A 24,439-nucleotide genomic window follows, 5' to 3' on the forward strand; every position below is an offset into this window, starting at 1 on the left:
GGGGAGGCGTGGCTTTAGGCGCTCCCGGCCAGCTCTCCCCGGCGGAACCGCAGTTCCCGCAGCGTCCCGCGCAAGGGCGAGCCGGTAAACGGGAGGGCTTCCAGGTCGATCGCCGAAGCTGCGGACAGGGCCACCTTGTTGGCGGCTGCTGCTGCCCTTTCCGGCAGGCCGATGCCGGCGGCGAAGTCCCGCCAATGCCGGGCCTTGAGGTTCTTGACCTTTCCGGCGAGGGGCAGGGCCATGGAGTCGTCACCGTAGAGCAGCGTGCAGGGGATGTCGTACATCGGAGCCACCATCCAGCCCCCGTTCCTGCCCTCGAGGATTGCGGCGTTCTTGGCATGCAGGTCACCGTTGCCCGTCAGCCAGGCGAAGACGAACTGCAGGTACAGGTTCCTGGCTGCTACAGCCTTTGCCCTGCACAGGCCGCCCAGCGCCACCGCCACTTCCTCGGAGCTGACCGCGTACTTGGACGCCGGCGGCAGGTTCAGGACCTGGGCTGCGTCCTCCAGGGCAAGGCGGACCAGGCCATTGTCCTGGCCGCGGTCGAAGCGTTCAACAAGCAGTCCGGGAAGGCCGTTCCGGTCGGTGACCACGCTGTGTCTGGCAACGGGGATCTTGAGCCGCTTTGCCCCGGCCAGGTGGGCGGCTTCGTTCACCACCAGGTTCGGGTGCCGGGGTGGATCGAGTTTGAGCAGGTAGCGGTGGTGGGCCAGCGTGAGCGGGGTGGTCAGCATCGAGGCGCTGGCTTTCGCCTGGACCCGGGCAGCCCGTGGGTATCCACCGCGTGGGCAAGGGCGGCAAAGTCCAGGTCCTCCGGACGGGAGGTGTCCGCCAGGGCCGGAGGATCTGCCGCCGGCGCCCCCTCCGGGACAACCTGGACATCACCGGGTACGTCGGCCCCGACCGCCAGCAGCAGGCTGAGTTCATCGCCGAAGCTCGTCTTCACGGCGTCCTTGAGGGCGGTCAGGCGGTGGCCTTCGGCAGGAGCCCGGAGAAGAACGCCGGAAGTGCTCCGCTGGGAGCTTCCACCGGTCCGGAGGCGAGGGGGAGTGTGGTGGCCACAGGCTTGCCCCCGGCCTCCAGGTAGCCAGGTGTGTAGGAGAACACCACGCTGCCCCGGTCCGTGCGGTTCAAATGCCCGGCCAGGCGCCCGCCCTTGTACACATCGGCGCTGCGGACGAACTTGAGGTAGCGCAGATCGTCAGGCATCGACTGCCTTGAGGTGAAGCCCCACGGCATTGGCGGCCGCGGCAACCGTGGCCAGGGACGGGTTTCCCCTCCCTGTCTCGATGGCGTGCACCGTCCGCGCGGAGGTGCCAATAAGGTCCGCCAGGGTCTCCTGGGTGATGCCGGCTTCTTTGCGCGCACGCCGGATGCTGGCCCCGATGTCCGCAGCGTCCCCCATCCGTTCACCTTTCCCGCAATATACTGCTGGTTTTACCCCACACCTCTGCCAAGTGTGGCCCGGAATCTCATTCTTCGCAATATATTTCCGAAACTACCGTGGACTGGGCCGCGAGGAGACGCACTGCATCAAACCGGAAATATTCTGCCGATTGCACCCGCGGCTGTCATCACCGTCGGGAGTAACGGGGCAGTAACGCCGCACGTGGTCAGCTTCCTCGGGTTGGACGGAACGCGCAGCCGGACTTTGCGGGGGGGATGCTATGCCGTGGGTGATGGACCTGACTGGCCGGCAGGACTGGGTTCAGGAAGCCGTTGCCGCGCTGCGTGCCGGAATGGTGAACCTCGAGGTGGCGGAGACCACCGGCACCGGTCCGGCCGGCATTATTTTTGCGGCATCCGATTCCCATGACGTGAGGGCTGCCCTAGCGGCTGCCGGATACGGCTGCAGCCGGGTGGTGGTGATCGGCCCCCCGGACGGAAGGCTGAAGCCATGGCCCGTGCTGGAGGCTGGCGCCGCGGAGTGCGTGGCATGGCTCGGCCAGGTGGCAGCCGTATCAGCGTGGCTGCAACGTGTGGAGGAGGTTGAAGCGGTTCTGGACTCGGTAGAGGTCCGGGAGCAGTTCGCAGGGCAAAGCCACGCCCTGAAATCGGCGCTCCGGGACCTGGTGGTGGCTGCACGGTTTGGGCGCGGCCCTATCCTGATCCAGGGCGAGACGGGGACGGGCAAGGAGTTGGCTGCCCGGGTTGCCCACGCCGTCAGCCGCCGGCACGGCAACCTGGTGGTCTTTGACTGCACCACCATCGTTCCCACCCTGATGGGCAGCGAGCTGTTCGGCCACGAGCGCGGTGCCTTCACCGGTGCCGTAAGCGTGCGGACCGGCGCCTGTTCCGGCGCCGACCAGGGATCCCTGTTCCTTGACGAGGTGGGCGAACTGCCGTTGGACCTGCAACCCGAGCTCCTGCGCGTGGTGCAGGAAGGAACCTACAAACGGGTTGGCGGCGACCGGTGGCTGCAGAGCAAGTTCCGCCTGATCTGTGCAACCAACCGTAACCTGGCCATGGAGGTTGCCGGAGGGAACTTCCGCACGGACCTCTACCACCGGATCGCAGCGTCGGTGGTCACCATGCCGCCGCTGCGGGAACGGCTGGAGGACATTCCGTGCCTGTTCGCCCGTTTCTGCCGGGAAGCCACCGCGACGCGGACGGATCCGGACGTGGACCCTGCCGTCCAGGACGTCCTGCTCCGCCGCAGCTATCCAGGGAACCTCCGCGACCTCAGGCAGCTGGCCTTCCGCATCGCGGCCCGCCACGTGGGCCCCGGGGCCATCACCCCCGGTGACCTGCCCCGCGAAGACCGTCCCGCCGTCGTCACGCCCGCTGCAACGGCTGCCGCCGCGATCAGCGCGGCCGACCCGCTCCGGTCAGCGGTGGCCTGGGCCGTGGACATGGGCCTGGGCCTGCGCGAGATCAAGGACCGCGCGGTGGAGGTGGCGGTGGACGTGGCAGTTGAACGCAGCGGGGGAAACGTGCACGCAGCGGCCGCCATGCTCGGGCTCACTGACCGTGCCATCCAGCAGCGGCAGGCCAGGAAGGCCGGCAGCGGCAGCTAGGCCCCGGGCAACGCGTCCGCTACCTCGCGCCAATAGCCGTCCCCTGTTTCGTCGGCAAGTTCGCGGAAGAGGTCCCCAAGCTCACGCCACAGGACGTCCGGCCCTTTCCTGCGGACCCGCTGGCGCCCGGCCAGGGGCCGCTGGAAGGCGCCGGCGAATCTGTCGCGCACCAGCGGCTCCACCGCCAGCCCGAACAGGCCATGCTTCGATGGGTGGGGAAGGGCATCACCTTCGGCAGTTCGATTTTGGGAAGTTCGCGGCGCGAAACCAGGAGACGGTCCAGCGCGGGCAGGGGACCCTTCTTCAGCAGCTCTGCGGCTTTCAGTTCGTGGGCGAACACGCGCACGTGCGTGGGTGGGCCCTTCTGCGACCAGGGCGAATATGTCACCAGCCACACGGAGGCCCGTTCAGGCTCGCTGCCCGCGATCCAGGCCGGCCGCTTCGCTGCCGTGGACGGCGGCGCGCCGGCCTGGTGCCCGCGACGCGTGCGGCCTTGCTCTGCAGCAGGTAGGCGCGCAGCTGGTACAGGCCCTTCCTGATGGCGGCGTCGTTGTGGGGCTTGATCTCGGCAAGCCCGGCCGCGGTAACGGGTGATCCGGTCAGACCCATGCTGTGTTCCTCCTGGAGATGGAAGGGATGACGTGGCGGCCGGCCTTCCGCGCCGGGCCGGTCAGCCGGAGCACGTTGCCGGCCAGGACGAGGTCCCGGTCTTCGGCGCCAGGCCAGGGCGAGGATCTTGGCGAGCTCCGGCGCCGGATGCAGGTACGGCCCGTCGCTGCCGTACAGCACCTTCCGGGCACCGGCGCGGGCAATGGCTTCTTCCAGCAGGTCGTAGTACCGCACGCCTGACGTGTCCGCGAAGACGTTGGGCTCGCGAACCAGGACATCAATGAGCCGCTGCTGTGCACGCCAGTCGTCCGCGAAGGAGGACAGGTGCGGCACGATCCAGGGCACCCCGGGGTGCCGGGGCCGCCAGCCGGGCGACAACCTGGACGTCGCCCCGCGGGTCGAAGAGCACGGGCATCCCGAAACGGGACGCGGCCAGTGCCACTTCGTCCGTGGCCATTCCGTCAGACCAGTGCACTTTGATGCCGCAGGCCCCCTGCGTATGGGCCGCAGCTACCACGGCACCAACATGGCCGCGGTCCGCAACGGCATTGACGAACACGTACCAAAGCCAGTTGGACGGTTCCCGCTGTGCCAGCCGTGCAACGGCCCGGTTGGCAGCCGCGTAGGAACCCACCGGCGCCGCCATCAGGACAGCGCGGGAAATTCCGACGGCGGCGGCCCGGCTCCGCCACACAGCGAAGGAGGTCTCCGGGTCTGCGGGGCCCAGCGGAACACCGGCGGTGCCCACATGGACATGTGAATCCACGATCATCAGGCCGCCCGCCTGTCCCGGGCAACCAGGGCAAGTCCCCGCACCAGCCGGTCCAGGTCCGCCTGCGAGTGGTCCGCCCGCACCACCGCTGACAGCAGTGCGCCCGGCCGGCAGCGCGGCAGCTGGACCAGGACCTGCAGTCCGCGCGCCGCCAGGCCGGCCCTCCACTCGCGTGCCAGCAGCGGCGGGTCAACGTGGACTCCCACAACGGGAAACGGCAGCCCGTGCGGGATCAGACCGAGGTTGCGGAGGGCCTGCCGCAGCCAGCGCGTCAGCCGCCACAGCCGGTCCCGCAGCCCAGGGATGCGGGCGTTGCGGAGGGCGCTGAGGCCGGCGCCCAGATCCGCTGCCGAGGGTGGGCTGCTGTGCAGCCGGTTCCCGCCCCGGCGGGCCACCCTGCTGATGGCGCCCCGGTCCCCGGTGATCACCGTGACCGGCGTGCCGTACGCCTTGGCCAGCGAACCGAGCCACACCACGCCGTCATGGGTCAGCCCCTGCCATCGTGCCGTGCCCGTCCCGTCCCCGAAACCGCCGTCGGAATCCCGTTGCCCCAGTACCCCGAACGCCAGGGAATCATCCACCACCACCTGCCCGCCCGTCCCTTCAACGGCCGCCCTCATCAGGCCGAGGGGCGCGGGCCGGCCGCACCCCTGGCACCAGCCGTCCGTCACCAGCCAGGTGCGGGTGGAAGGCGAAGACCTCGTGGAAGGCACGACGGCGGGAGGACGGAAATGCGGGAACGTCACCACCCGCACGCCCCGGGCCGCGGCGGCGTTGCACGCCCATTGGGTCAGGGGGTAGGCGCCCCCGTCCACCAAAAGCAGGTCCCCGGGACGCGGGAGAGCCTGCAGGACATCCATCATCCCGTGCAGGGCTGAGCGGGCCACCAGGCCTGCCTCTGCCTGCTGCCGCCTGGCTACGGTTGAGGCAAGTTCTTTCGCCGCCGGGAGTTCCCGCAGCACCGCCGGGACGCCCGTGGTGAACTCGTTCCACGGGCGGAGCCCGGCACTGGGATGGTGCTGGCCCAGGAACAGCGCGGAGGTGAAGTCCGGCCTGCCGGATGCTGCACACATGCTCAGTACCGGACAAGCTTCCGGGCCAGCCGGCGCTGCAGCAACGTGGAGGGCATGGTGGTGTCCACACGCTCGCTGAGATCAACCCCGGTCACTGCCCGGTAGGCGTGGACGTACCGCTGGATCGACGGCTTCCACTTGATGGCCCAGTTCTCTGCGTCATCGCCATCCATGTCGGATTCATTCCAGCGTCCGTGGCGGACGGAAAGCAGCAACTGTTCACCATGGACCGCGAGGTCGTAGAAATGCGTGATGCTCGCGTCGGACCAGCCCTGGAGCTGCTTCATGGCATCCACCCGGTCCATCCAGTCCTCGTCATAGGGCACCATGGTGCGTCCACCCAGGAACTCGCGCATTTCAGGCTGGGCCAGCATCCACTGCACCTCCATGGTTTCGATCCGGGCCGTCACCGACATGTCGGCGTACTGGTTGTTCGCCCCGGTGGCCAGCACCAGGTGAAGCTCCCGCAGGCTGCTGAGCAGCGGGAACGCGTCCGCATCCACGGTCTTGTCGTTGTGCTCCTTGTAGAAGTGATGGCAGTCGTGGAGCAGGCTGTGGAAGGCGCTGAGGAATTGGGTCCTGCGCTCCACCAGCATCTGCGCCGGAGGTATGGCCCGGCCGATCAGCTGCAGGCCGTACTGGTATTCGTACTCGGCAGCCCGGCGCCGCAGGGAGAGCCGGTCCTTTTCGGCTTCCGCGAGTCCCCACAGGATCCCGCGCAACGGCAGGAGCGGGCTGACCGCCAGCCTGGACAGCGGATCCCCGCCGGTCACAACCCGCCGGTTCTGGAAACGGGCAAGGACCCGGTTCAGGCTCTGGAACAGCATGCCCTCTTCAAGCCAGTAGACGTAGATCAGCTCAGCGAAAGGTACCAGCCGCAAGGGATAGTCCTGGCCCTGCGGGAAGTCCGGCGGGAACGGATCCGCCTGCGTCTTCCGTTCCTCGCTGACGTAGGAGCCGTTGATGGCGGCGTCCCGGCCCTTCTCCGGGTCCCAGTCCGGCGGACTGAACGAATTGCCCAGGGACGATTCAGTGACGAACTCCGTTGCCAGCTCGTGCAGCCGCTCGTAGCTCAACGACCCGTAGCCCGGGAACTCCGTCAACCTGCCGGCCCGGTGCCGGGCGAATCCGGCAAAGCGCTCGAACCGGAGGTTCCTGGTGACGTTCTGGATGAAGTTCCACAGGTGCGCATGCTCGCTGCCGGGCCGCGCGTTGGGTTCCAGGGCAACCCGGACAATCGGAGGGGCTTCCTTGCGCCTGGCCGTGAAGGTGTCCAGGACTTCCCAGTTGTCCTTGCCCGCCTCCGCCTTCTTGCCCGCTTCCACCCGGTGGACTGCACGGAACTGGACCTGGTATTCGCCGGGTTCCGGGATGGAGACCATCCGCTCAAACTCCTCACCCGAGCTCAGGTTCCGGGCGACCACGCCGCCCTTGCCGCCATCGATCGGGATGGGCTGCCCGCCACGGGTGTTGATGATCTGAAACTCGAATTGTCCTGCCGGCTCCGAGTCCCGCAGTTCAAAACGCAGGGCAACTTCCTGTCCGGCATACACCGGCGTAACCGGCCGTCGGGTGAATTCCATGGCTATCTCCTTGGTAGTGCTGTTGGGGTGAAGTTGTGCATCGTGCGGCTCCCGGCGGGAGCGGGAGAGTCGAGGACGTCCAGGCTGCCCCTGACGGCCCACGCTGTAAGCAGGGAGGACAGCCGGGAGCTTTCGTCGGCCGGCGAGATGCGCCCGGCCGCCTTGGCCTGGCCCAGGACTGCGAATACCAGGGCCGGCCGCTGGCGGGCCATGACCCCGAAGTCGCCGCCCCAGGTTTCGTAGAGGCGCAGCAGCCTTTCCGGCTGCCGCTCCCGTACCGGCCAGATGGTGCCGAGTTCCCGGCCGCCGGCCAGTGGAACCCGGTGGTGCAGGAGCAGGTCCACGAGGTCCCCGATCCGGGATTCGCAGTTCCTGATCCACGCGGCGTGCCCTGCCGGCAGCCCGGCCAGCGGGTACATCGCCCGCCACACGGCCGCCAGCTCGCGCCACTGCGGGTGGGGGTAAAGCGCGTTGCCGATGGCGGCGGAGATCAGCACCCGCAGGTAGGGCATGGGATGCGGGTCGGTGCCGCCGGGCCGGAACACGAAATACCGGGGGAGGCTGACCACGGCCAGGAGCCCGATGGTGGAGGTGATGCCAACCGTGGCCACGGACCACATGTCGGCCACGATCTCGCTGATCCATTGGGACCAGACGTCCCACCCGCCGTCCGGGTCCCGGGCAGTGCGCCGCTCGATCTCCGCCCGGAGGGACGCCACCAGGTCGAGCTGGGCGGACCCCTGGTGGCCCACCTCGTGGACCAGGCTGGAGGCGATTCCGCTGCCGATCATGCGCTCCCGCGGAAGCCGGATGATCCCCACCGGGTTCGGCTTACCGCCGGGCAGGCGCGTCTTCGCCCGCCGGATGGCAGCACCGGCACCCCTGGCGAGGTAAACCACCAGGCGGGTGTCGCCGTCGTCGGCCGTTTCAAGCCGCAACGCATCCTGCGCCACGATGTCCAGCCCGGACAGCCAGACGCCCGTGGCGTGCTCACTGCGCTGGGTAACCACTTCGGTGAACAGGTCGAACTGGGCCAGGATCACGTTGAACTGGAGCCGGATGAGGACAAACCGGCGCTGCTGCTCGGCGGGGGAGGACTCCCGGCCGTCAGTCTCCAGCCAGTCCAGGAAGTGGGCGAGCTGCCCGCGGAGTTCGTTGCGGCCGGTGTGGAGGAAGCGTTCAATCAGCAGCTGGGCGTCCCGGGGCAGGGCGGCGGCGAGGACCATGGTTTCGTGCATGACGAAGGGCTTGATCTGGTCCAGCCGGGCCAGCAGGCCGGTGGCCTCGCTCTCGATGAGCCCGGTACTGATGGTGTTCGTGTCCACCGGATTCGCCTTCCTTCCGCCTCCCCGCGGGCCGGTCACACGCCCAGGAGGATGACGCGGCCGTCGCGGCGGATCCACCGGCCCTCGTCGGCGCGGCCGTTCGCGCCACCGTTGCCGCCGTCGGACTGGCTGTCCCAGCCCTCGTCGGGTGCACCCCAGACGGCGCCGGCGTACTGGTCGCCGTAGATCCGGGTCCCGCCGCGGTAGCGCCGGCGTGATGCCTGGCGGGCGCGCAGCAGCGAGGGGGCGTACCGGCGGGCCGCTGCGGTGGCCGCGGCGCGGGCCGCGGCTCCCGGCGGGACGGACACGGGGGTGCGGGCGGCGTTGCGGTAGGACGCCCGGGCAAACCGGATATACCGCCGGGCGGCCTCTTCCTCGGCTTCCGCCTCGTCCATGGACTCGGCCTCTTCAACCTCCAGCAGGCCGCCGGCCAGTGAGCCGAGCTTGCTTCCGATGGCAGTCCCGACGCCGGGCGCCACGAAGGAGCCGATGGCACCTCCCACGATCGGCAGCGCCTTCTTGGCCACCGATTTCAGCGCCCCGCCAAGGGCCCTGCCGATCGGTGACTTGACGAATTTTGAGGCGTTCCGCACCACGCTCCGGGCGAGCTTGCCCAGGAACTGGTCCAGTTCCTCCTCCGAGCTGATGCTCAGCAGCTCCATGGCGAGCTCGGACTCGAGGTTCTCCTCATTGTCCTGCTCGCCTTCATAGCCGCTGAACTCTCCTTCTTCTTCCTCCTGCGCCCAGGGGAAGGGGACTCGGTTTCGTAGTAGTTGGTGCTCATGTCACTGTCCTTTGCTTGGTTTTTCGCGGGTTAGCGGGCGTTGAGGATCACGATGTTGCGGCCCCGGCGGATCCAGCGGCCGCTGTTGGCACCCCCGGGGCCGGATGCACCGGAGTTTTCGAGAAGGCCGGGCAGATGCTGCCGGGCTGCGGCGGTGGCTGCTTTCTGTGCCGCCAAGGGAGCGGGAATGCTCCGGGGCATGGCGGCCGCCCGCTGGGCAGTGGAGGTGGCGAACCGGACGAATGCCCGGGCGGTTTCCAGGTCGCGGTCCTCCGGCGAGAGGCCCTCAAGCTGGAGTCCGGACTCGAACTTGCTGCCCAGCCATTTGCCCACCTGCTGGCCGGCCTGGCCGCCCGCTCCCGGGACAAGGCAGTTGCCCACAGCCTGGCCGAGCTGCGGCAGGGCCTTCCGGGCTGCGGACTTCAGGATGTTGCCCACGGCTTTGCCGGCCGCTGATCCGGCGAAGTCCTTTGCCGCGGAGAACGCCCGCTTGGCCAGGCTCCCCAGGAACTGGTCCAGCTCGCCTTCGTCGGTGACGGCCAGCAGCTCGGCGGCGAGGGCGAGTTCTTCAGTCTCCTGGCTGTCAGCCTCGCCCCAGAGCCCGCCGGCCTCGTAGGAGTCCTCGCCCTGGAACGGAGATTGTTCCTCTTCGAAGGCGTAGCCGGACTCTTCATCCATCACCTCGCCCAGGTGCCCTCGTCCTGCCCCTCGAACAGTGCCCTATCGATGTCGTGCATGAGTTTGTCCTTCCCGGAGTCTTGCGGGTGCCCTGGCGCGGCACCCTCGCGGAACACCGCATACCCTCCTACTGCACAATTCGTGCCAACGTGTTCCGGGGCGTCCGGGAGCGGGAACTGGGGGTTCGGCGAAGCCGGAACCGAATAAGATTTCGCGGCGGCGAACTGCGGTTCGCTGCTCCCGGCCGTGCGGGCGACCTGTTCAGTTGCCCGGCTGCAGCGACCGGCGGTACTTGTTCACGGTCCGCCGGGCAACCGCGAAGCCGTTTCCGGCCAGCGCCTCGCGCAGGTGCTCGTCGGAAGACAAGCCGGGCGCCGCCGTCGTCAGCAAATCCTGCAGCGCGGCCCGCGCAGCCGTGGCCTTGCCGAAGAGGCAGGACAGGTCCGTGACGGCGCCGGTGGGCATGCGCAGCCGTTTGCCGCTGACTGCCCTGCTGACGGTGGAAGGATGCAGCCCGATTTCCTGCGCCACGGCGGTGCGCGTCAGCGGCTGGTGGTGCCCGGCGCCGTGGTCCAGGAAGGCTTTCTGGTGGGCCACCGCGCACTCGGTGATGCGCAGCAGGGCGCTGGCGCGGCGGTCGATCTGGTAGAGGTGCCGCTGGGCGGCGAGTTCGTGCTCCGCCAGCCATTGCTTCGCCTGGGCGGACGCAGGCAGGCCCGCGGACAGGTCCACCACGGTGAGGCCGAACCAGGCGCTCGCCGGCACCTCCACCTCCAGCGTGCCGTCCGGCTGGCGATACAGAAAGACGTCCGCCGGCGGAACCGCTGCGGCCTCCGGCTCTGTGTCTGCAGCGGCGAACGGCCGCAGCCGCTCCCGGACCAGTGCCAGCCCGGCCAGGACCTGCGCTTCCGTCAGCCCCATGGCGCGTGCGACGGCGGCGGTGCTTCCCGCGGCCAGGTCGCCCAGGTGCTCACGGACCAGGCGGGGGAGCCAGTGGGGCGCCTGCCCCTGGCCGGCCAGGGCGGCGGCCTGTGCGGCCAGGAGTTCGGTGACGCTGGCAGCCGCGATCCCGGGTGGACCCGCGGCGCGGATGGCCCGGAGCGCCTCCCGACCTGGCCCGGTTCCAGTCCGTGCAGGCCGGCAATCTCGGCAGGGCCGGCGTCGAGAATTCCGCGCCGGGTCAGGTGCGCCAGCACCAGGTCCAAGGCGTCCCGGCAATCCGCCCGGACCTCCAGCCGCGCAGCGGACTGCAGGGTGCCGAAGGGGTCCACGCCTTGCTCCACACCGTCGTCGAACCGCGATGTGGTGCTATGTCCCCGGCAGCGGGAGCAGGACCCGGACGCGACGTGCCGGCCGCACCCGGGCAGGGATGCCCGTCCGCCCGCTCCAATACGGGGTTCTCGGCCAGGAGGTGCTCGGTGGCCTGGTGCACTTCCTCATGCGTCATGGCCAGCATGCCCATGGCCTTCAGCAGCCCGGGCAGCGCGCGCAGTTCAGTCTGAAGCCCCGCCTGCAGCTGCACTGCCTGGCTGGGCCCTCCGCTGGCCATGACTCAGGCTAGCCCGCTGCGCCGTGCGCCGGAAGCAGGGCGCGATCGCGGGATCGCCGGACCGCTACTGCTTCGGGTTTACGCGTCGGGTCCGGTACGTCAGCTGCGCAGGCGTAGCCCCCTCGACGCGCATATTCCTACACGACTCAGATGTGCCCCGACGCACCCCAAAAATGGGGTGCGAAGGGGAAGATGCGAGTCGAAAGCGGATTTGCGCGTCGGTTCCAAAGGAAGAACGTTCGACGGCGTCCCGCGCCACCCTCAGTCAGCCCTCCAACGCCGTCCTGGCACAGGAGCCGCGGCGGGACGAAATCGGACGAGACGAACTGGCCGGCAGTGCACATTTGCGACTCGCAGATTTCGTGGTGCGCACGGTATATGGACGCGTCAGGGAATATACGCGCCGAAAATGTGGCTCCTCACGCGGGCCACCGGTAACGCCGGAGTAACGCGTGCTGTGACCAGATGGGAAGGAGCTTTTGATAGTGATGCCGGCCGGGAAATCACACGGAAACCGGCTGGCGGGCTGAGGAGGCAGCCAGTGGATCCGGGCAAAGTGCGCAGGGCTGAACTGCGGTCCGGCTTCAGCCGCGGCTTCCGTGTGCCGGCGTCGCGCCGGATCCGTTCCGCTCCGGCGCGGCGTACCGCCGGCACCAGCGGCGCCGATCTGAGCCATTCGGTCCTGCAGTGGTTCGCAATTATCGCGCCGCTGACCACCATTGCCACCGCGCTCGCCTTCTGGTTCGGCTGGACCATGACGTCCACCCGCACGGCCTACTTCGGAATCGACCAGAGCGTCCTTGAGTACTCCACCGTCGACTACCTGCTTCGAAGCGCCGATGCCCTGATCGTTCCCGCCATCTTCATCCTGCTCATCACCATCGTCTGCGTTGCCATCCACGCCCTGACGGCGAGCATCATCCGGCGCGGCGCCGGCCTTGGCTTCGTTCAAATCGGTGCGGGCACTGTGCTCCTGGCCGGAATCTCCGTCACGGCCCTCGGGGTCTGGACCATGTTCGAAGAGCTTCCCTTCGCCGTCCCGTTCCTCTTCGAACCGGCCGCGCTGGGCGGTGGCATCGCCGTCAGTGCGTACGCCTTCTGGGTGCTGCGGCGGGTTGCATTCGCCGGCCAGCGGGGCAGGCGGCTGCCTATGTGGGAGAAGCTCGGCTACGTGTCGGTGGTCCTGCTGGTGGTGCTCGCGTTGTTCTGGGCCTGTTCCTCGTATGCCGGTGCCCTGGGAACCGGCAGGTCCCGGGACTATGCGCGGGACCTGCACAAGCGCCCCTCGGTGACGGTCTACAGCCTGCACTCGCTGGCCCTCGGAAGTTCGGTGCGCGAGGAGAAGGTCACCGCCCCCGGAGCCAAGTACGGCTTCAAGTACACGGGCCTCAAGTTCGTAACGCTCAGTTCCGACAAGTACTTCCTGTTGCCCGCCGACTGGTCGCGCGGCCGGGGTGTGGCCATCGTTCTTGAGGAAAGCCCGGAATACCGGGTGGAATTTGAACCAGGGGAAGGATAGGCGGATGCGGCACGGTGCGATCCGAGGTCTGGCAGGTGCGGCCATGGCGGTCCTGTGTGCCTGTGGCGGGCCGTCGGGAAATGGCAGCCCCAACGGTGGCTCTTCCGCCGTGGCGGTGACCAACCGGGTCAATATCGGGGAAAACCAGTGGATTGTCGAACCCGACGCAGGCCGCGCGGGTGCGGGTGTCGGCGCCGTTGAGTCCTTCGAGATCGTGAATGACACCGGCGGGGAGATCGTCCCGGACGTGGGATTGAACAAGACGCTGTTCAGGATCATTGAGGATACCTGCATGGCGGGTGTAAAGCCGGGTCAGAAATGCATTGTGCGCGGCGAGTGGCTGGCTGCAGGGGCGAAGGCGGCCACGCTCAATGTTGCGGTTTCCAAGCCCGGCGACACCGGTGCCTCGACCAAACGGATTACGGTCCCGCTCGAACCGGCAACAAGCACGGCCGCGCCCGCCAAGAGAACCGTCGCACCTACACCCGGTCCAACGGCCACGGCCACAACAACTTCAACAGCAACGTCAACGGCCACCGGAAGCGCAACGCCAACCGGCACTTCCACCCCGACGGGATCGGCCACGGCCCGGGACTTACCCTCGCGTTCGGCGCCTCCAGCCACCAACAACGTCAAGCTAGGCGAGTAGGCCGCCGCCGCCTCCCCCCGGCGCTGGCGACGCGTTCCTTCATTTCCGACTCGCGGATTCCCCTTCGCACCCCATATATGGCCGCGTCACGGAATATGCGGGTCGAGGGCGCATTTGCGTGTCGGCAGGGCATCGGAAGGGACGACGTCGGCCCTCGCCTTTGCTGCGTACCTCCAGTGAGCGGGGGCGGGAGAACGGCCATAACTGAGCGTGCGTCGAAGGGGAGGCTGTCCGGAGCGAGCGCTGGCGACGCGTTCCTTCATTTCCGACTCGCAGATTTCCCTTCGCACCCCAGATATGGCCGCGTCAGGGAATATGCGGGTCGAGGGCGCATTTGCGTGTCGGCAGGTCATCGGAAGATGCGCCGTACCGCCCTTGACAGCAGTGGCGTGGATCACGCAAGATATGTATCGATACAAGTTTTTCAGTAAACGTAACGTCAGTGCGGACGGAGGTGAAAGATGCAGCAGCTTCAGGGCATGTACCGGGACTCGTTCCCGTACGCCCGTGCATCACAGGGCGGCGGTGGATTCCCGTTCAACAATGCGGACGGAGCTCACGAACTCCGTCGGCTCCCGCTTGGCCGAGCCGCCGGAAATCCGCTGCACCAGCAGTTTTACCGCCATCCGGGCCATTTCGGCGCTGTCCGGGTCAACGGTGGAAAGGGTGGGGGTGCTGTACTGGCCCTCCGTGAGGTTGTCGAAGCCAATGACTTTGACGTCCTCCGGAACGCGGAGCTTGGCCTCGTGGAGGGCACGGAGAGCGCCAAGGGCCACGGTGTCCGTAGCGCAGAACAGGCCGTCGAACTGGACGCCGGAACCGACGAGGCGGCTAACGGCTTCATGCCCGCCCTTCAATGTCCATTCATTGATGGTGATGTGCAGCGCGGGGTCGGTGTCAATTCCTGCGGCTGCCAGGGCCTGCCGGTAGCCGGCGAACCGGAGCGAGGACGCGTCCGGGTCGGCTCCCATGGGGCCCATGACGGCGGCGATCCTGCGGCAGCCGCGCTCAATCAGATGCGCGGTGGCTGCCTCCGCCCCCTCCACGTTGGCCATCGCAACGTGGTCCACGGGACCGGAGAAAATGCGTTCGCCGAGGATCACGATCGGGTAGTCGACCCGCAGCATGTTGGCATCGCTGGCGCTCAGGCCCACGGTGCTCAGGATCAGTCCGTCGTACATCCGGTTGCGGGACAGTGCCAGGGCGCTGATTTCGTTTTCCTTGCTGCGGCCGGTCTGTTCCACCAGGACGCGGAGGTTGTGCGCGGCGGCCTCCTCAATGACGCGGGCCGCGAACTGCCCCCAGTAGGGGCGGTCGAATTCAGCGACAGCGAGCCCGATGGTGAAGGTCCGGCCGGAGCGCAGGTTCCGGGCGGCATGGTTGACGCGGTAGTCCAGCTCTTCCATCGCCTTGACCACCTTGGCGCGGGTGCTGCTCTTCACGTGGGGGTGGTCGTTGAGGACATTCGAAACGGTCATCGGCGAAACCCCGGCTGCCTTGGCCACGTCCTGGATGGTTGCCATCGTCTTCCTTCTTCCCGTAGCAATCCGGCCTGTCTTCAGCTCAGCGTACGCCAAAGCCTTGTATCGATCCACAAACCTTGTATCGATAAATATTCTAAGGAGAATCTTTTGGACCACTTCAACGGGGACCCCGCCGTCCCGGCCCTCATTGAGGGCTATTACGCGGACCCGCACCTCTGCGTCTTCGGCGACAGGTACTTCCTGTATCCCACCACCGACGGCAGCAATGAATGGGGGGCCACGTCCTTCCGGGCCTTTTCGTCCACGGACCTGACCGAATGGACCGATCACGGGGTCGTTTTCTCGCTACCGGAAAATACTCGCTGGGCGGAGGCACATGCGTGGGCTCCCGCCGTCGCGGAACGGGACGGGCGCTATTTCCTCTACTACACCGCGGAGCGGGAGAACATCGGCGTGGCCGTGGCTTCGTCCCCGACCGGGCCGTTCACGGACCTGGGAAGGCCGCTGGTCGCTGAGGGGGACTACCCCGGCCGGGCCATCGATCCGAACATTTTTATCGACGACGACGGCGCCGCCTACCTTTGCTGGGGCAACAGCGTGGCCCACACGGTGCCGCTGAACGAGGACATGGTCTCCTTCAACCCTTCCGGCGTGGTGTCCTGGATTCCCACCGGTTTCCGCGAGGCGGTCAACCTCCACCGGCGGGGGGATGTCTACTACCTCTCCTGGTCGGAAAACGACACCCGCGACGAGGACTACCGGGTCCGCTATGCCACCTCCACAAGCCCGTTCGGACCATGGACGGACCGGGGCGTGCTCCTGGAGAAGGCTCCCCAACGGGGTATCCGGGCAACCGGGCACCACTCCATCGTCAGGATCCCGCACACCGACGAATGGCTCATCGCCTACCACCGCTTTGCCATCCCCGGCGGGACCGGCTACCGCCGGGAACTGGCAATCGATCCGTTGGTCCACACCGACGACGGCCTGCTCCAAAAGGTCATTCCCTCCCGCGAACCCATCGTGAGGGATCTGGCCGGCTATCGCACTCAATCCGAAAACGCATCAAAATAGCACTAGAAAGGCACCTGCCATGCTTAACCACACAAACAGCCCGCAGCGCCGTCGCAAAACCTCCCTGCGCCTGACAGTCCTCGGCGCCGTGGTCGCAGCCGCGGCCGCCCTGACGGGGTGCGGTTCCTCCGGGGGGTCCGGATCGGACAACACGGTCAGCTTCTACTCCTGGGACAACGAGGCAAGCATGAAGCCGGTCCTGGACGAGTTCAAGAAACAGAACCCCACGATCGACCTCAAGGTCTCTTACGGCACCCCCGTGCAGGGATACATCTCCACCCTCCAGACCCGTATCAACAGCGGGACCGCGGCCGATGTTTTCATCATCACCGCCGAGAACAAGACGGAAATCATGGAAGGCGGGTTCGCCAAGGACCTCAGCGGCGAGCCCTGGATCGGCAACATTGCTGATGCCGCCAAGGCCACCTACACCAAGGATGGAAAGGTGTACGGCGCGGCAACCGCCTCCTGGGGCGGCGGCATCCTCTACAACAAGGACCTTCTGGCCAAGGTCGGGTTCACGAATCCGCCGGAGACCTGGGACGACTTCCTGGCGCTGTGCAAGAAGCTCAAGGATGCAGGCATCACCCCGTTCTACGAGAGCGGCGACGGCATGCCGGTGAGCCTGGCGGCCCTTGTCGGGCTCCAGAACGAAGCCAGCGGAGGCACGATGGATGTCGATATCTGGGCCGGGAAGACCTCCTTCGCCAAAACCTGGACCGAGCCGCTGAAGGACTGGTCCGAGTTGTTCAGGCAGGATCTCGTCTCGCCGTCCGTGGCCGGCCTGACCGGGGACCAGATCACCTCCGAGTTCCAGCGGGGCTCCGTGGCGATGATCGGCACCGGCTCGTGGGCGCTGGGCAGCATCCAGAAGGCAGCGCCGGACATGAAGCTGGAGTTCATGCCGGTCCCCGGTGACTCCGGCACGTACTGGGCGGGCGCCGTCTCACCCGGATACGCGGTCAACGCCAAGGCCAAGAACCCGGACGCGGCCGAAAAGCTGGTGGAGTTCCTGCAGAGCAAGACCGGCGTCGAGCTCTACCAGAAGCAGAACGCAGCAATCACCACCACAAAGGATTTCACGCCCGAACTCGATCCTGCCCTGTCCTCGATGGTGCCGGCAGTGCGCGATGGCAAGTTCTACCTTCCCCAGGTCACCTGGCCCACGAACTCGGCAGCCCTGAACAGCGAGACCGTCTCCCTGCTCCAGCAGCTCATCCAGGGCCAGACCACTCCTGAAAAGGTCGCATCGGCACTCGACGCGAAGCTGGCGTCGCTCCAAGGCAAGTAGCACTCCGAAGGGCCGGCGGCGGCAGCACCGCCGTCGGCCCCTCTTCCCCAGAAAGGCAGCTTTACCTTGGCACTCTCCACAACCCCCGACCTGCAGCCACTGCAGCCGCAAACGAGCAGCAACAGGACGCTTACGCGGAAACGGCCGCACCGGCTCTCCGTCACCTCGTGGGTCTTCATGGCCCCCATCGCAGTGGTCTTCGTGGTGCTCTACGTGATTCCGATGTCCCAGTCGCTGTACTACAGCTTCACCGACTTCGACGGCTACGTCAGCAACCCCGCGTTCGTTGGCTTCGACAACTATGCCGAGCTCTTCAAGGACCCGTCGATGCTCTCGGCGCTCGGCTACACCATCTTCTACGCGGTCTCCACCACCATCCTGGTCACGGTGACGGCCATCCCGCTGGCACTGACCCTGAACCGGAAGTTCTTCGGCCGCAACCTCGTCCGCTCGGCGTTCTTCTTCCCCGCTGTTCCCAGCGTCGCCATCCTGGGCCTGGTACTGGGGCTTCATCCTCAACCCGCTCGGCTCCGGCGTCCTGAACAGCATCATCCGCTCGCTCACCGGACTCGGTCCTATCCCGTGGCTCTCGGACAGCACGCTTGCCCAGCTCTCCACCGTGGCTGTCACTATCTGGGCGCTCACGGGCTGGCACGCGGTGCTGTATCTGGCATACCTGCAGGCCATCCCCGCCGACTACTACGAAGTGTCCAAGATCGACGGCGCCAGCAGCTGGCAGAGCTTCCGCTACATCACGCTTCCCCTGCTGATCCCGGCCATGGCCGTCAGCCAGCTGCTGCTGATGACCAACGGACTGAAAGTCTTCGACCTGCCGTTCACCCTCACCCGCGGCGGCCCGGGCTTCTCCACCAGGACCCTCACCCAGTCACTGATCGAGGACGGCATCGCCCAGTCCCGCGTCGGGGCCGCTTCAGCCCTCGCCGTCCTCTTCCTGATCGTCGTCGGCCTCGTCGTGCTGGGCCAAATGGCCCTCTCGAACGCACTGCAAAGGAAATACTCATGACCAAGACCCGGCACGCCCTGACGTCCGTGCTCATGATCGCGCTTGCCGGCCTCATGAGCGTCCCCTTCTATTACATCGTCGTCAACACGTTCAAGACCCAGCAGGAGACCACCAACAGCCCGCTGGCGCTCCCCACAACCTGGGTCCTGGACAACTACATCAAGGTCTTCGAAGGCACCCAGATCCTCCAAAGCCTGATGAACACGGTGTACGTCACGGCCATCTCGATCTTCCTGATGCTCGCCATCGGATCGCTCGCCGCGTTCGGCCAGATCACCGGACGCAGCCGGACCTCCCAGATCATCGGGGCAGTCCTCATCGCCGCGTTCATCATCCCCGGCCAGGCCACCCTCGTCCCGCTGTACCGGATGCTCGTCGGCGTACGACTGGTGGATTCCCTCGAAGGGCTGATCGTGATCTACAGCTGCGGCTCCATCTTCTGCTACTACCTGATCCTCGGCTACATGCGGACCATCCCGGCAGAGGTCCTGGAGGCTGCCAGGATCGACGGTGCCGGGCCCTTCCGCATCTACTGGATGATCGTCCTGCCCCTTATCCGGCCCATCCTGGTCACCGTCGGGGTATTCCAGACCATGTGGGTCTGGAACGACTTCATCACGCCGAACGTGTTCATCAGCTCGGAAGAGAAACAAACACTGGTCCTGCAGGTCTACTCGGCGGTGGGGCAGTTCACCACCGATTGGCCGTCCTTCATGACCCTGACCGTCATCGTCCTGATCCCGATGGTGGTGTTCTTTATCTTCATGCAGCGGCACATCGTCAGCGGGCTCGTCAGCGGAAGCGTCAAGGGATGACCGAAGACCCGGCCGGCTACCTCTTCGCCTACTTCACCTCAGCGGCCGAGTCCGACGGCGAACAGGTGCGTTTCGCGTTGAGCGCGGGTCCCCAGCCACTGGACTGGCAGGTCCTCAACGGCGGCAGGCCGGTCCTGCATTCCACGGTGGGGGAGGAGGGCGTCAGGGACCCGTTCCTGCTCCGCGCGGCCGGCCTCCCCGGTGAGAGTGCCCGGTACTACCTCCTGGCCACGGACCTCTGCATCGCCAGGAGGAACCCGGCCACCGCCTGGGAGGACTGCATCCGGGCAGGAAGCCGTTCCATCGTGGTCTGGGAAAGCGAAGACCTGGTGTCCTGGACCGACCCCCGGCTCGTGGAAGTCGCCCCGGCGGACGCGGGAAACGCCTGGGCACCGGAAGCTGCTTACGACGCCGCAAGCGGGACGTACCTGGTGTACTGGGCCTCCACGCTCAACCCGGCTTCCGGTGACGGAGGTTCATACCACCGGATGCTCTGCGCCAACACCACGGACTTCAAGAGCTTCACGCCCGCACGTGTCTGGATCGACCGCGGCTGGTCGGTCATCGACTCCACCGTCGTCCAGACAGACGGCTACTTTTACCGCTTCAGCAAGGACGAACTCTCCGCGGATTCATCCTCCCCGGACGCCAAGTTCATCACCGCCGAGCGTTCGGACAACCTGGACAGTACGCAGTACTCCGTGGTCGCCACCGGGATCGGCAAGAACGAACTCGTGCACGGCGAGGGTCCCATCATCGTCCGCGGACCGGGACCCGATTCATGGTTCCTGTTCATCGACGAATTCGGCCACCGCCGCTACACCGCCTTCACCAGCGATTCGCCCGCATCGGACACCTGGACCCGGTACCGGCGGCCATGCCCCCGGGCGCCAGCCACGGCTCCATCCTCGCGCTCACTGCCGGGGAATACACAGAACTAGGACGCCTCGCGGGCAGGTAGCCCGGCAGCTGGGCGGCCGCGATCCCCGGAAGCCCCACCGGTCTGCGCTGCGCTTATCACTGGCCGCTGCGCACACTCATTTTCGACGCGCGAATATCCGGTGCGCGGGGGATTTTGTGCGTCACAGACGTGGTTGCCTGTCGAGAACCTCGGACCGCGGACGACGGCGGGGCACGCCGGCTTCCGTGGGCGGTTCCGTCGGCCCTACCCGGCGGTAGTGCTTGCAGCGGCTGTGTGATGTAATGCTAAGCAACCTTACTGTTTCATTAATGCAATGCGCTGCAGGCCGGGCCTTGCCGCATCCCAGCTACCCGGATGGCGTTGAGCGTCAAGCCTCGTGATCTGAAGGGAATATGAGCCATGCCGGAGCAAAGCACAACGGGCCAGCTGCTCGGGGGCCGTTACCGGCTCCAGGAGCTGGTCGGCCGCGGAGCAGCTGCGGGCGTGTACCGGTCGTTCGACGAGTTCCTGGGCAGGGAAGTGGCGGTCAAGATCTTCGTCAAGGAGGCCGGCGAACCCGAACTGCTTGCCCGGCAGGAGGCTGAGATCCGGATTCTTGCCTCCCTGATCCACCCCGGTTTGGTGACGCTGTTTGATGCCGGCACCGATGCGGCGATGGAACGCAGCTTTGTGGTGATGGAGTACGTGTCCGGCCCGGACCTACGCCAGTTCCTCCGCGAGGAGCCTATCGAGGCAGCCAGCATCGCCAGCATGGGCTCGGATCTTGCCTTTGCACTGGACTATGTACACGGCCGCGGCGTGATCCACCGGGACATTAAGCCGGGTAACGTGCTTCTTTACAAGCAGCGGCCCAGCGAGCCGGATTCCCCGTGGCGGGCCAAACTAGCTGACTTTGGCATCGCCCGGGTGATGGAGGAAGAGCATCTGACCGGGACGGGCCGCACGGTGGGCACTGCCGCCTACCTGAGCCCGGAACAGGCCCTCGGGGAGAGTGTGGGTGGGGCCAGCGACGTCTACTCGCTGGGACTGGTGCTTCTGGAATGCTTTACCCGGCACGTTGAGTTCCCGGGAAGCCAAATCGAGTCAGGCGTGGCACGCCTCAACAGGGACGCCGTCATTCCCGACGATATCGGTCCAGAGTGGAAGGCCCTGCTGGCTGCCATGACGGCGAGGACTCCCGCGAACCGGCCCACCGCGGCAGAAGCTGCGGCTGTTCTGCGGCAGTTGGCCGTGAGGCCGAGCCAGCCTGAAGCGGCCGCGGCCCCTGCCGGCGCTGTGCAGGTGCTTTCGCCTGTTCCTGGGCCACAGCCGGACCTGCCGCCGCACCTGCCGAAGGCAGTCCGTCCGCGGCGGAGAATACTGGGCAGGCGTGCCCGGGCAACAGCAGGGGCGTGCGCTGCAGCGGTTATCCTCGGGGTGGCCACCACCGCCACGTTCGGCGGTGCCGGCTCAAACCAGCCTCTTGAACAGACAGAACCGGCTGCCCCAATACAGCCGGTGCACAACAATCCGGTGGACTTTCACCTGGACCAGCTTGAAGCCGCCCTCGCGCCGTCCGCGGTATCCCGGGAGGCCCTCAGCCAGTTGGCCCAGGCAGTGCTCACCAACGACCTGGAGGCCGCCCTTCGTCACCTGGACCGGCTTGAGCGGGATGTGGCTGACGAAGCGGCCGCCGGTGGCCTGACGTTCGCGCAATACAAGGGCATAACCACCGCCATCCGCATGGTCCGGCTCGACCTTGATACCATCGCCGCCGCCACTGGCGGATCAACGGTTCAAGCGGTTCCCGCCGGCGCCGATTCCTCATCTCTCAACAGTCCGGACGCTGTCCCCATCGCAGAACCATTGCCGGTCATCATCGAGCCACAGGCTCCCGCCGCCGAATACGCTGACGACAACAGTGCCGACCAGCAGGAGGAGCAGCCCGCGACGGACGCGGATAACAACGCCGGCTCCTCCCACGTCGTCAAGGCAAAAGACGGTAAGCCGAGCAACCCCGGGAAGGGAAACGGCGACTGAACCCCGCTCACTGGCCGCTGCGGAGGTTCATTGTCGATGCGTGAATATGCGGGGCGCTGGGGATTCTGCGCGTCACAGCCGCGTTTGCGTGTCGAGAACCGCGGACCGGGGACGACGGCGGGGCACGCCGGCCGCCGCGAGCTTGCGTTCCAGCTTCCCGGGTTCCATGAGCTCCGCCCAGTCCCACCGCACCACATTGTTGCCCAGGGCCCGGATCCGGTTCTCCCGGTTCTTCTCCTCCACCACGGCCTGCGACGGCGTCCGGCCCTTGAGGAACTCGGGCTTGACGTACTTCTCCTCGCCATCAAACTCGCCCACCACCCTGGACCTCTTCCAGTAGAAGTCGGTGTAACCCAGCAGTCCGGAGGCATCGGAGAACTGCTGCTGAAGGACAGGGGCCTCGAACCCGGCGGCGTGGATGAAGGCCCGGCTCAACGACTCCCCGGCCGAGCCCGAGGCCGGATCGGCAAACCCGAGAACCGCCCGGATCCTTCGGCACGCAGCAGCGGAGTAGATCGATCCAATCCCAGCCTCCAGTTCAGCCTTGGTCAGGGCCGGCAGCCCGCGGCCCCTGTCCGGCCGAAGCACGTGATCCACTGGCGCCACGGCGTGGGTAAACGGCGTGAATGCGGCGAGGTCCAACACGGTGCGGATCCTATCGGTGACCAGGAGGCCCTCACGCCGGACCACGTTCAGGCCCGCCCGCGCCGCATAGTGGCGGCTGACTCCGGCACGCGACCGGCCGCCGTCGTTCTTCAAAGTGAGCGCTTCCACCGGATGGTCCCCGATGGTGGGCACGTCCCAGATGCTCGCGGCGGAGTGCCGCGCGAAAATCGTGGGCTTCTCGAACGTTTCCCCGGCGGCCTGGACCCGCAGCCGGTACTGCTGCCACGGCTTCATGGCCCGCCACGCTTCCCCGTCCACGTAGACGCCATGCCGGACCCGGACGAGGCCGCCGGACTTCACCCGCTTGGCAATCTCGTTGGAGCTCAGGCCGCGCAGGATGCGGTCGCGGGACAGGAAAAGCGGCGGAAGGTCTGGCATATTCCGAACCTGCCAGCCTTGGACGGTGCACGGGAGGGGTTGGCGCCGCTATGTGGAGAACTGCTGGCGACGCGCACCCGCATTCCCGACGCGCATGTGCACTGGCGCGACTGGAATTTGGTACGCGGATCGGCAGATGCGCGTCGAAATTGGATTTGCGCGTCGAGTGTTGGGGGCAGGGGGGGGGGGCGGAGCGTACGTCGGCGGCACGCGCCTGCCAGCCGTACCTGCCGGTATTGCCCCTCATCACAAGCGGGGCTACCTTGTCGCCATGGATCGCATGGCCGTACCAGGTGATATTGACGCCATTTGCAGCGGCCTGCCGGAGGTTGAACTCGGGACGTCCTGGGTGACCGCCCAACGTACAAGGTTCCCCGCGGGCCGAAAGGGCGCGGTTTTGTCATGTACCGGGCGCCGCATAAAACGGCCGTGGACCCGGAGACCGGCGAGCCCTATCAAGACCTGCTGGTCATCGTCGTCCCGGATGACGCCGCGAAGGCAGCCCTGGTGGAGGACCCGTCCGTGCCCTTCTTCACCGTTCCGCATTTCGACGGCTACAACGCTGTCCTGGTGCAGGAGTCACGGCTGGGCGAGATCGCGCGCGACGAACTGGCCGAGATCATCGTCGAAGCCTGGGCAGCGCGGGCGCCGAAAAAGCTGGCGGCTCAGTTTTTCGCCGGACGTTGAGCCCGGTTCATCCGCATGCAGTCCCGGTCTTCGTTGACGACGCGCACCCGCATTCCCGACGCGCCCCCGCATTCCCGACGCGCATGTGCGCTGGCGCGGCTGGAATTTGGTACGCGGATCGGCCGATGCGCGTCGAAAGTGGAGGTGCGCGTCGAGGGTGAGGGGTGAGCCGGAGGGTGGAGCGTACGACGGCGGCGCTCGCCATCCAGCCCAGGCCCACCACGGGAGCGGGTTGCGTCGCCAGCCGTCGGGACGCTGACGACGCGCACCTGCCGCCAAGACTCGCATGTGCCCTGGCGCGACTGGAATTTGGCGTGCGAATTGGCAGATGCGCGTCGAAATTGGATTTGCGCGTCGAGGGAGTGGCCGCCATAGGGGATCGGGGGTCGGAAGACGGGCCGTGATGGGTGAGCGGGCGTTGCCAGGATGGCCGCAGGAGGTGAGAGGCCGTCGCCGGGAAAGCCGCAGGGAGTGAGAGGGCGTCGCTGGGGGAGGGCGGCGCTTGACGGCCCTAAACGCTT

27 protein-coding genes are annotated in these 24,439 nt (G+C 66.9%); 10 read left to right on the top strand and 17 right to left on the bottom strand.

What is annotated here, in order from left to right; all coding sequences use genetic code 11:
* Positions 1–14: 14 nt before the first annotated feature.
* Genes ACPEE0_RS03545 through ACPEE0_RS03560 form a run of 4 tightly spaced genes read right to left on the bottom strand, consistent with a single transcriptional unit; the run spans position 15 to position 1,405 of the window.
* Positions 15–734 carry a type II toxin-antitoxin system HipA family toxin gene (locus ACPEE0_RS03545; protein WP_424573908.1) on the bottom strand — a complete coding sequence of 240 codons (720 nt, stop codon included), beginning with the start codon at positions 732–734 and terminating at the stop codon, positions 15–17.
* The gene (locus ACPEE0_RS03550) at positions 728–946 is read right to left on the bottom strand and encodes a hypothetical protein (protein ID WP_424573909.1); all 219 of its coding nucleotides are present in this window, start codon (positions 944–946) and stop codon (positions 728–730) included. The genes ACPEE0_RS03545 and ACPEE0_RS03550 overlap by 7 nt, the downstream gene beginning before the upstream one ends.
* A 17-nt stretch (positions 947–963) precedes the next feature.
* The gene (locus tag ACPEE0_RS03555; protein WP_424573910.1) at positions 964–1,209 is read right to left on the bottom strand and encodes a HipA N-terminal domain-containing protein; all 246 of its coding nucleotides are present in this window, start codon (positions 1,207–1,209) and stop codon (positions 964–966) included.
* The gene (locus tag ACPEE0_RS03560) at positions 1,202–1,405 is read right to left on the bottom strand and encodes a helix-turn-helix transcriptional regulator (protein ID WP_009359228.1); all 204 of its coding nucleotides are present in this window, start codon (positions 1,403–1,405) and stop codon (positions 1,202–1,204) included. The genes ACPEE0_RS03555 and ACPEE0_RS03560 overlap by 8 nt, the downstream gene beginning before the upstream one ends.
* A gap of 274 nt (positions 1,406–1,679) precedes the next feature.
* On the opposite strand from ACPEE0_RS03560, the gene ACPEE0_RS03565 reads away from it, so the two are divergent.
* The gene (locus ACPEE0_RS03565; protein ID WP_424575232.1) at positions 1,680–3,017 is read left to right on the top strand and encodes a sigma-54-dependent transcriptional regulator; all 1,338 of its coding nucleotides are present in this window, start codon (positions 1,680–1,682) and stop codon (positions 3,015–3,017) included.
* On the opposite strand, the gene ACPEE0_RS03570 is transcribed toward ACPEE0_RS03565, so the two are convergent.
* The 10 genes from ACPEE0_RS03570 to ACPEE0_RS03615 all read right to left on the bottom strand — a co-directional run bounded on the left by ACPEE0_RS03570 (position 3,014) and on the right by ACPEE0_RS03615 (position 11,390).
* A complete protein-coding gene (locus ACPEE0_RS03570) occupies positions 3,014–3,187 on the bottom strand; it encodes a hypothetical protein (RefSeq protein ID WP_424573911.1) in 174 nt (57 codons plus the stop codon). The genes ACPEE0_RS03565 and ACPEE0_RS03570 overlap by 4 nt on opposite strands.
* Before the next feature lie 214 nt (positions 3,188–3,401).
* The gene (locus tag ACPEE0_RS03575; protein WP_424573912.1) at positions 3,402–3,959 is read right to left on the bottom strand and encodes an amidohydrolase family protein; all 558 of its coding nucleotides are present in this window, start codon (positions 3,957–3,959) and stop codon (positions 3,402–3,404) included.
* Positions 3,904–4,398, bottom strand: a complete 495-nt coding sequence (locus tag ACPEE0_RS03580) for a hypothetical protein (RefSeq protein ID WP_424573913.1) — start codon at positions 4,396–4,398, stop codon at positions 3,904–3,906. The genes ACPEE0_RS03575 and ACPEE0_RS03580 overlap by 56 nt, the downstream gene beginning before the upstream one ends.
* Entirely contained in the window at positions 4,398–5,471 is a 1,074-nt protein-coding gene (locus tag ACPEE0_RS03585) for a hypothetical protein (RefSeq protein WP_407709971.1), read from the bottom strand. Before ACPEE0_RS03585 ends, ACPEE0_RS03580 begins: the two co-directional genes overlap by 1 nt.
* 2 nt (positions 5,472–5,473) lie before the next feature.
* Positions 5,474–7,054, bottom strand: coding sequence for a hypothetical protein (locus ACPEE0_RS03590; RefSeq protein ID WP_424573914.1), 1,581 nt, complete (start codon positions 7,052–7,054; stop codon positions 5,474–5,476).
* A 2-nt stretch (positions 7,055–7,056) separates the two neighbouring features.
* Positions 7,057–8,379, bottom strand: a complete 1,323-nt coding sequence (locus tag ACPEE0_RS03595) for a hypothetical protein (protein ID WP_424573915.1) — start codon at positions 8,377–8,379, stop codon at positions 7,057–7,059.
* Positions 8,380–8,414: 35 nt separating this feature from the next.
* On the bottom strand, positions 8,415–9,041 hold the full coding sequence (locus ACPEE0_RS03600; protein ID WP_424573916.1) for a hypothetical protein: 627 nt from the start codon (positions 9,039–9,041) through the stop codon (positions 8,415–8,417).
* A 152-nt stretch (positions 9,042–9,193) separates the two neighbouring features.
* The gene (locus tag ACPEE0_RS03605; RefSeq protein ID WP_424573917.1) at positions 9,194–9,841 is read right to left on the bottom strand and encodes a hypothetical protein; all 648 of its coding nucleotides are present in this window, start codon (positions 9,839–9,841) and stop codon (positions 9,194–9,196) included.
* A gap of 261 nt (positions 9,842–10,102) precedes the next feature.
* Entirely contained in the window at positions 10,103–11,059 is a 957-nt protein-coding gene (locus ACPEE0_RS03610; RefSeq protein WP_424573918.1) for a hypothetical protein, read from the bottom strand.
* A complete protein-coding gene (locus tag ACPEE0_RS03615) occupies positions 11,022–11,390 on the bottom strand; it encodes a hypothetical protein (protein ID WP_424573919.1) in 369 nt (122 codons plus the stop codon). The genes ACPEE0_RS03610 and ACPEE0_RS03615 overlap by 38 nt, the downstream gene beginning before the upstream one ends.
* Before the next feature lie 541 nt (positions 11,391–11,931).
* On the opposite strand from ACPEE0_RS03615, the gene ACPEE0_RS03620 reads away from it, so the two are divergent.
* A complete protein-coding gene (locus ACPEE0_RS03620) occupies positions 11,932–12,909 on the top strand; it encodes a hypothetical protein (protein WP_009356470.1) in 978 nt (325 codons plus the stop codon).
* A gap of 4 nt (positions 12,910–12,913) precedes the next feature.
* The gene (locus ACPEE0_RS03625; protein ID WP_009356469.1) at positions 12,914–13,558 is read left to right on the top strand and encodes a hypothetical protein; all 645 of its coding nucleotides are present in this window, start codon (positions 12,914–12,916) and stop codon (positions 13,556–13,558) included.
* Between the two features lie 512 nt (positions 13,559–14,070).
* On the opposite strand, the gene ACPEE0_RS03630 is transcribed toward ACPEE0_RS03625, so the two are convergent.
* Complete coding sequence (locus ACPEE0_RS03630; protein ID WP_424573920.1) at positions 14,071–15,081, bottom strand: LacI family DNA-binding transcriptional regulator; 1,011 nt, start codon at positions 15,079–15,081, stop codon at positions 14,071–14,073.
* 108 nt (positions 15,082–15,189) lie between these two features.
* Here ACPEE0_RS03630 and ACPEE0_RS03635 point away from each other — a divergent pair, with 108 nt between their 5' ends.
* On the top strand, positions 15,190–16,116 hold the full coding sequence (locus ACPEE0_RS03635; protein ID WP_424573921.1) for a family 43 glycosylhydrolase: 927 nt from the start codon (positions 15,190–15,192) through the stop codon (positions 16,114–16,116).
* Between the two features lie 19 nt (positions 16,117–16,135).
* The gene (locus ACPEE0_RS03640) at positions 16,136–17,407 is read left to right on the top strand and encodes an ABC transporter substrate-binding protein (protein ID WP_424573922.1); all 1,272 of its coding nucleotides are present in this window, start codon (positions 16,136–16,138) and stop codon (positions 17,405–17,407) included.
* Between the two features lie 356 nt (positions 17,408–17,763).
* On the opposite strand, the gene ACPEE0_RS03645 is transcribed toward ACPEE0_RS03640, so the two are convergent.
* Positions 17,764–17,895, bottom strand: coding sequence for a hypothetical protein (locus tag ACPEE0_RS03645; RefSeq protein ID WP_424573923.1), 132 nt, complete (start codon positions 17,893–17,895; stop codon positions 17,764–17,766).
* Positions 17,896–17,984: 89 nt separating this feature from the next.
* On the opposite strand from ACPEE0_RS03645, the gene ACPEE0_RS03650 reads away from it, so the two are divergent.
* The 4 genes from ACPEE0_RS03650 to ACPEE0_RS03665 all read left to right on the top strand — a co-directional run bounded on the left by ACPEE0_RS03650 (position 17,985) and on the right by ACPEE0_RS03665 (position 22,187).
* Positions 17,985–18,431, top strand: coding sequence for a carbohydrate ABC transporter permease (locus tag ACPEE0_RS03650; protein ID WP_424575233.1), 447 nt, complete (start codon positions 17,985–17,987; stop codon positions 18,429–18,431).
* The gene (locus tag ACPEE0_RS03655; RefSeq protein WP_009356464.1) at positions 18,428–19,246 is read left to right on the top strand and encodes a carbohydrate ABC transporter permease; all 819 of its coding nucleotides are present in this window, start codon (positions 18,428–18,430) and stop codon (positions 19,244–19,246) included. Before ACPEE0_RS03650 ends, ACPEE0_RS03655 begins: the two co-directional genes overlap by 4 nt.
* Positions 19,243–20,187: a glycoside hydrolase family 43 protein gene (locus ACPEE0_RS03660; RefSeq protein WP_424573924.1), complete on the top strand. Its 945-nt coding sequence runs from the start codon at positions 19,243–19,245 to the stop codon at positions 20,185–20,187. Before ACPEE0_RS03655 ends, ACPEE0_RS03660 begins: the two co-directional genes overlap by 4 nt.
* A 380-nt stretch (positions 20,188–20,567) precedes the next feature.
* Positions 20,568–22,187 (top strand): serine/threonine-protein kinase, encoded by a 1,620-nt coding sequence (locus ACPEE0_RS03665; RefSeq protein ID WP_407709959.1) that lies wholly within the window; start codon positions 20,568–20,570, stop codon positions 22,185–22,187.
* Positions 22,188–22,259: 72 nt separating this feature from the next.
* Here ACPEE0_RS03665 and ACPEE0_RS03670 read toward each other — a convergent pair whose 3' ends face one another.
* Positions 22,260–23,231 (bottom strand): hypothetical protein, encoded by a 972-nt coding sequence (locus tag ACPEE0_RS03670; RefSeq protein WP_424573925.1) that lies wholly within the window; start codon positions 23,229–23,231, stop codon positions 22,260–22,262.
* Between the two features lie 429 nt (positions 23,232–23,660).
* Between ACPEE0_RS03670 and ACPEE0_RS03675 the strand changes: the two genes are divergently transcribed.
* Positions 23,661–23,918: a hypothetical protein gene (locus tag ACPEE0_RS03675; RefSeq protein ID WP_424573926.1), complete on the top strand. Its 258-nt coding sequence runs from the start codon at positions 23,661–23,663 to the stop codon at positions 23,916–23,918.
* Positions 23,919–24,439: the final 521 nt, after the last annotated feature.

Origin of the sequence: Arthrobacter sp. SD76, from assembly GCF_049726125.1 — a bacterium.
In the GTDB taxonomy this organism is placed as follows: domain Bacteria; phylum Actinomycetota; class Actinomycetes; order Actinomycetales; family Micrococcaceae; genus Arthrobacter; species Arthrobacter nitrophenolicus.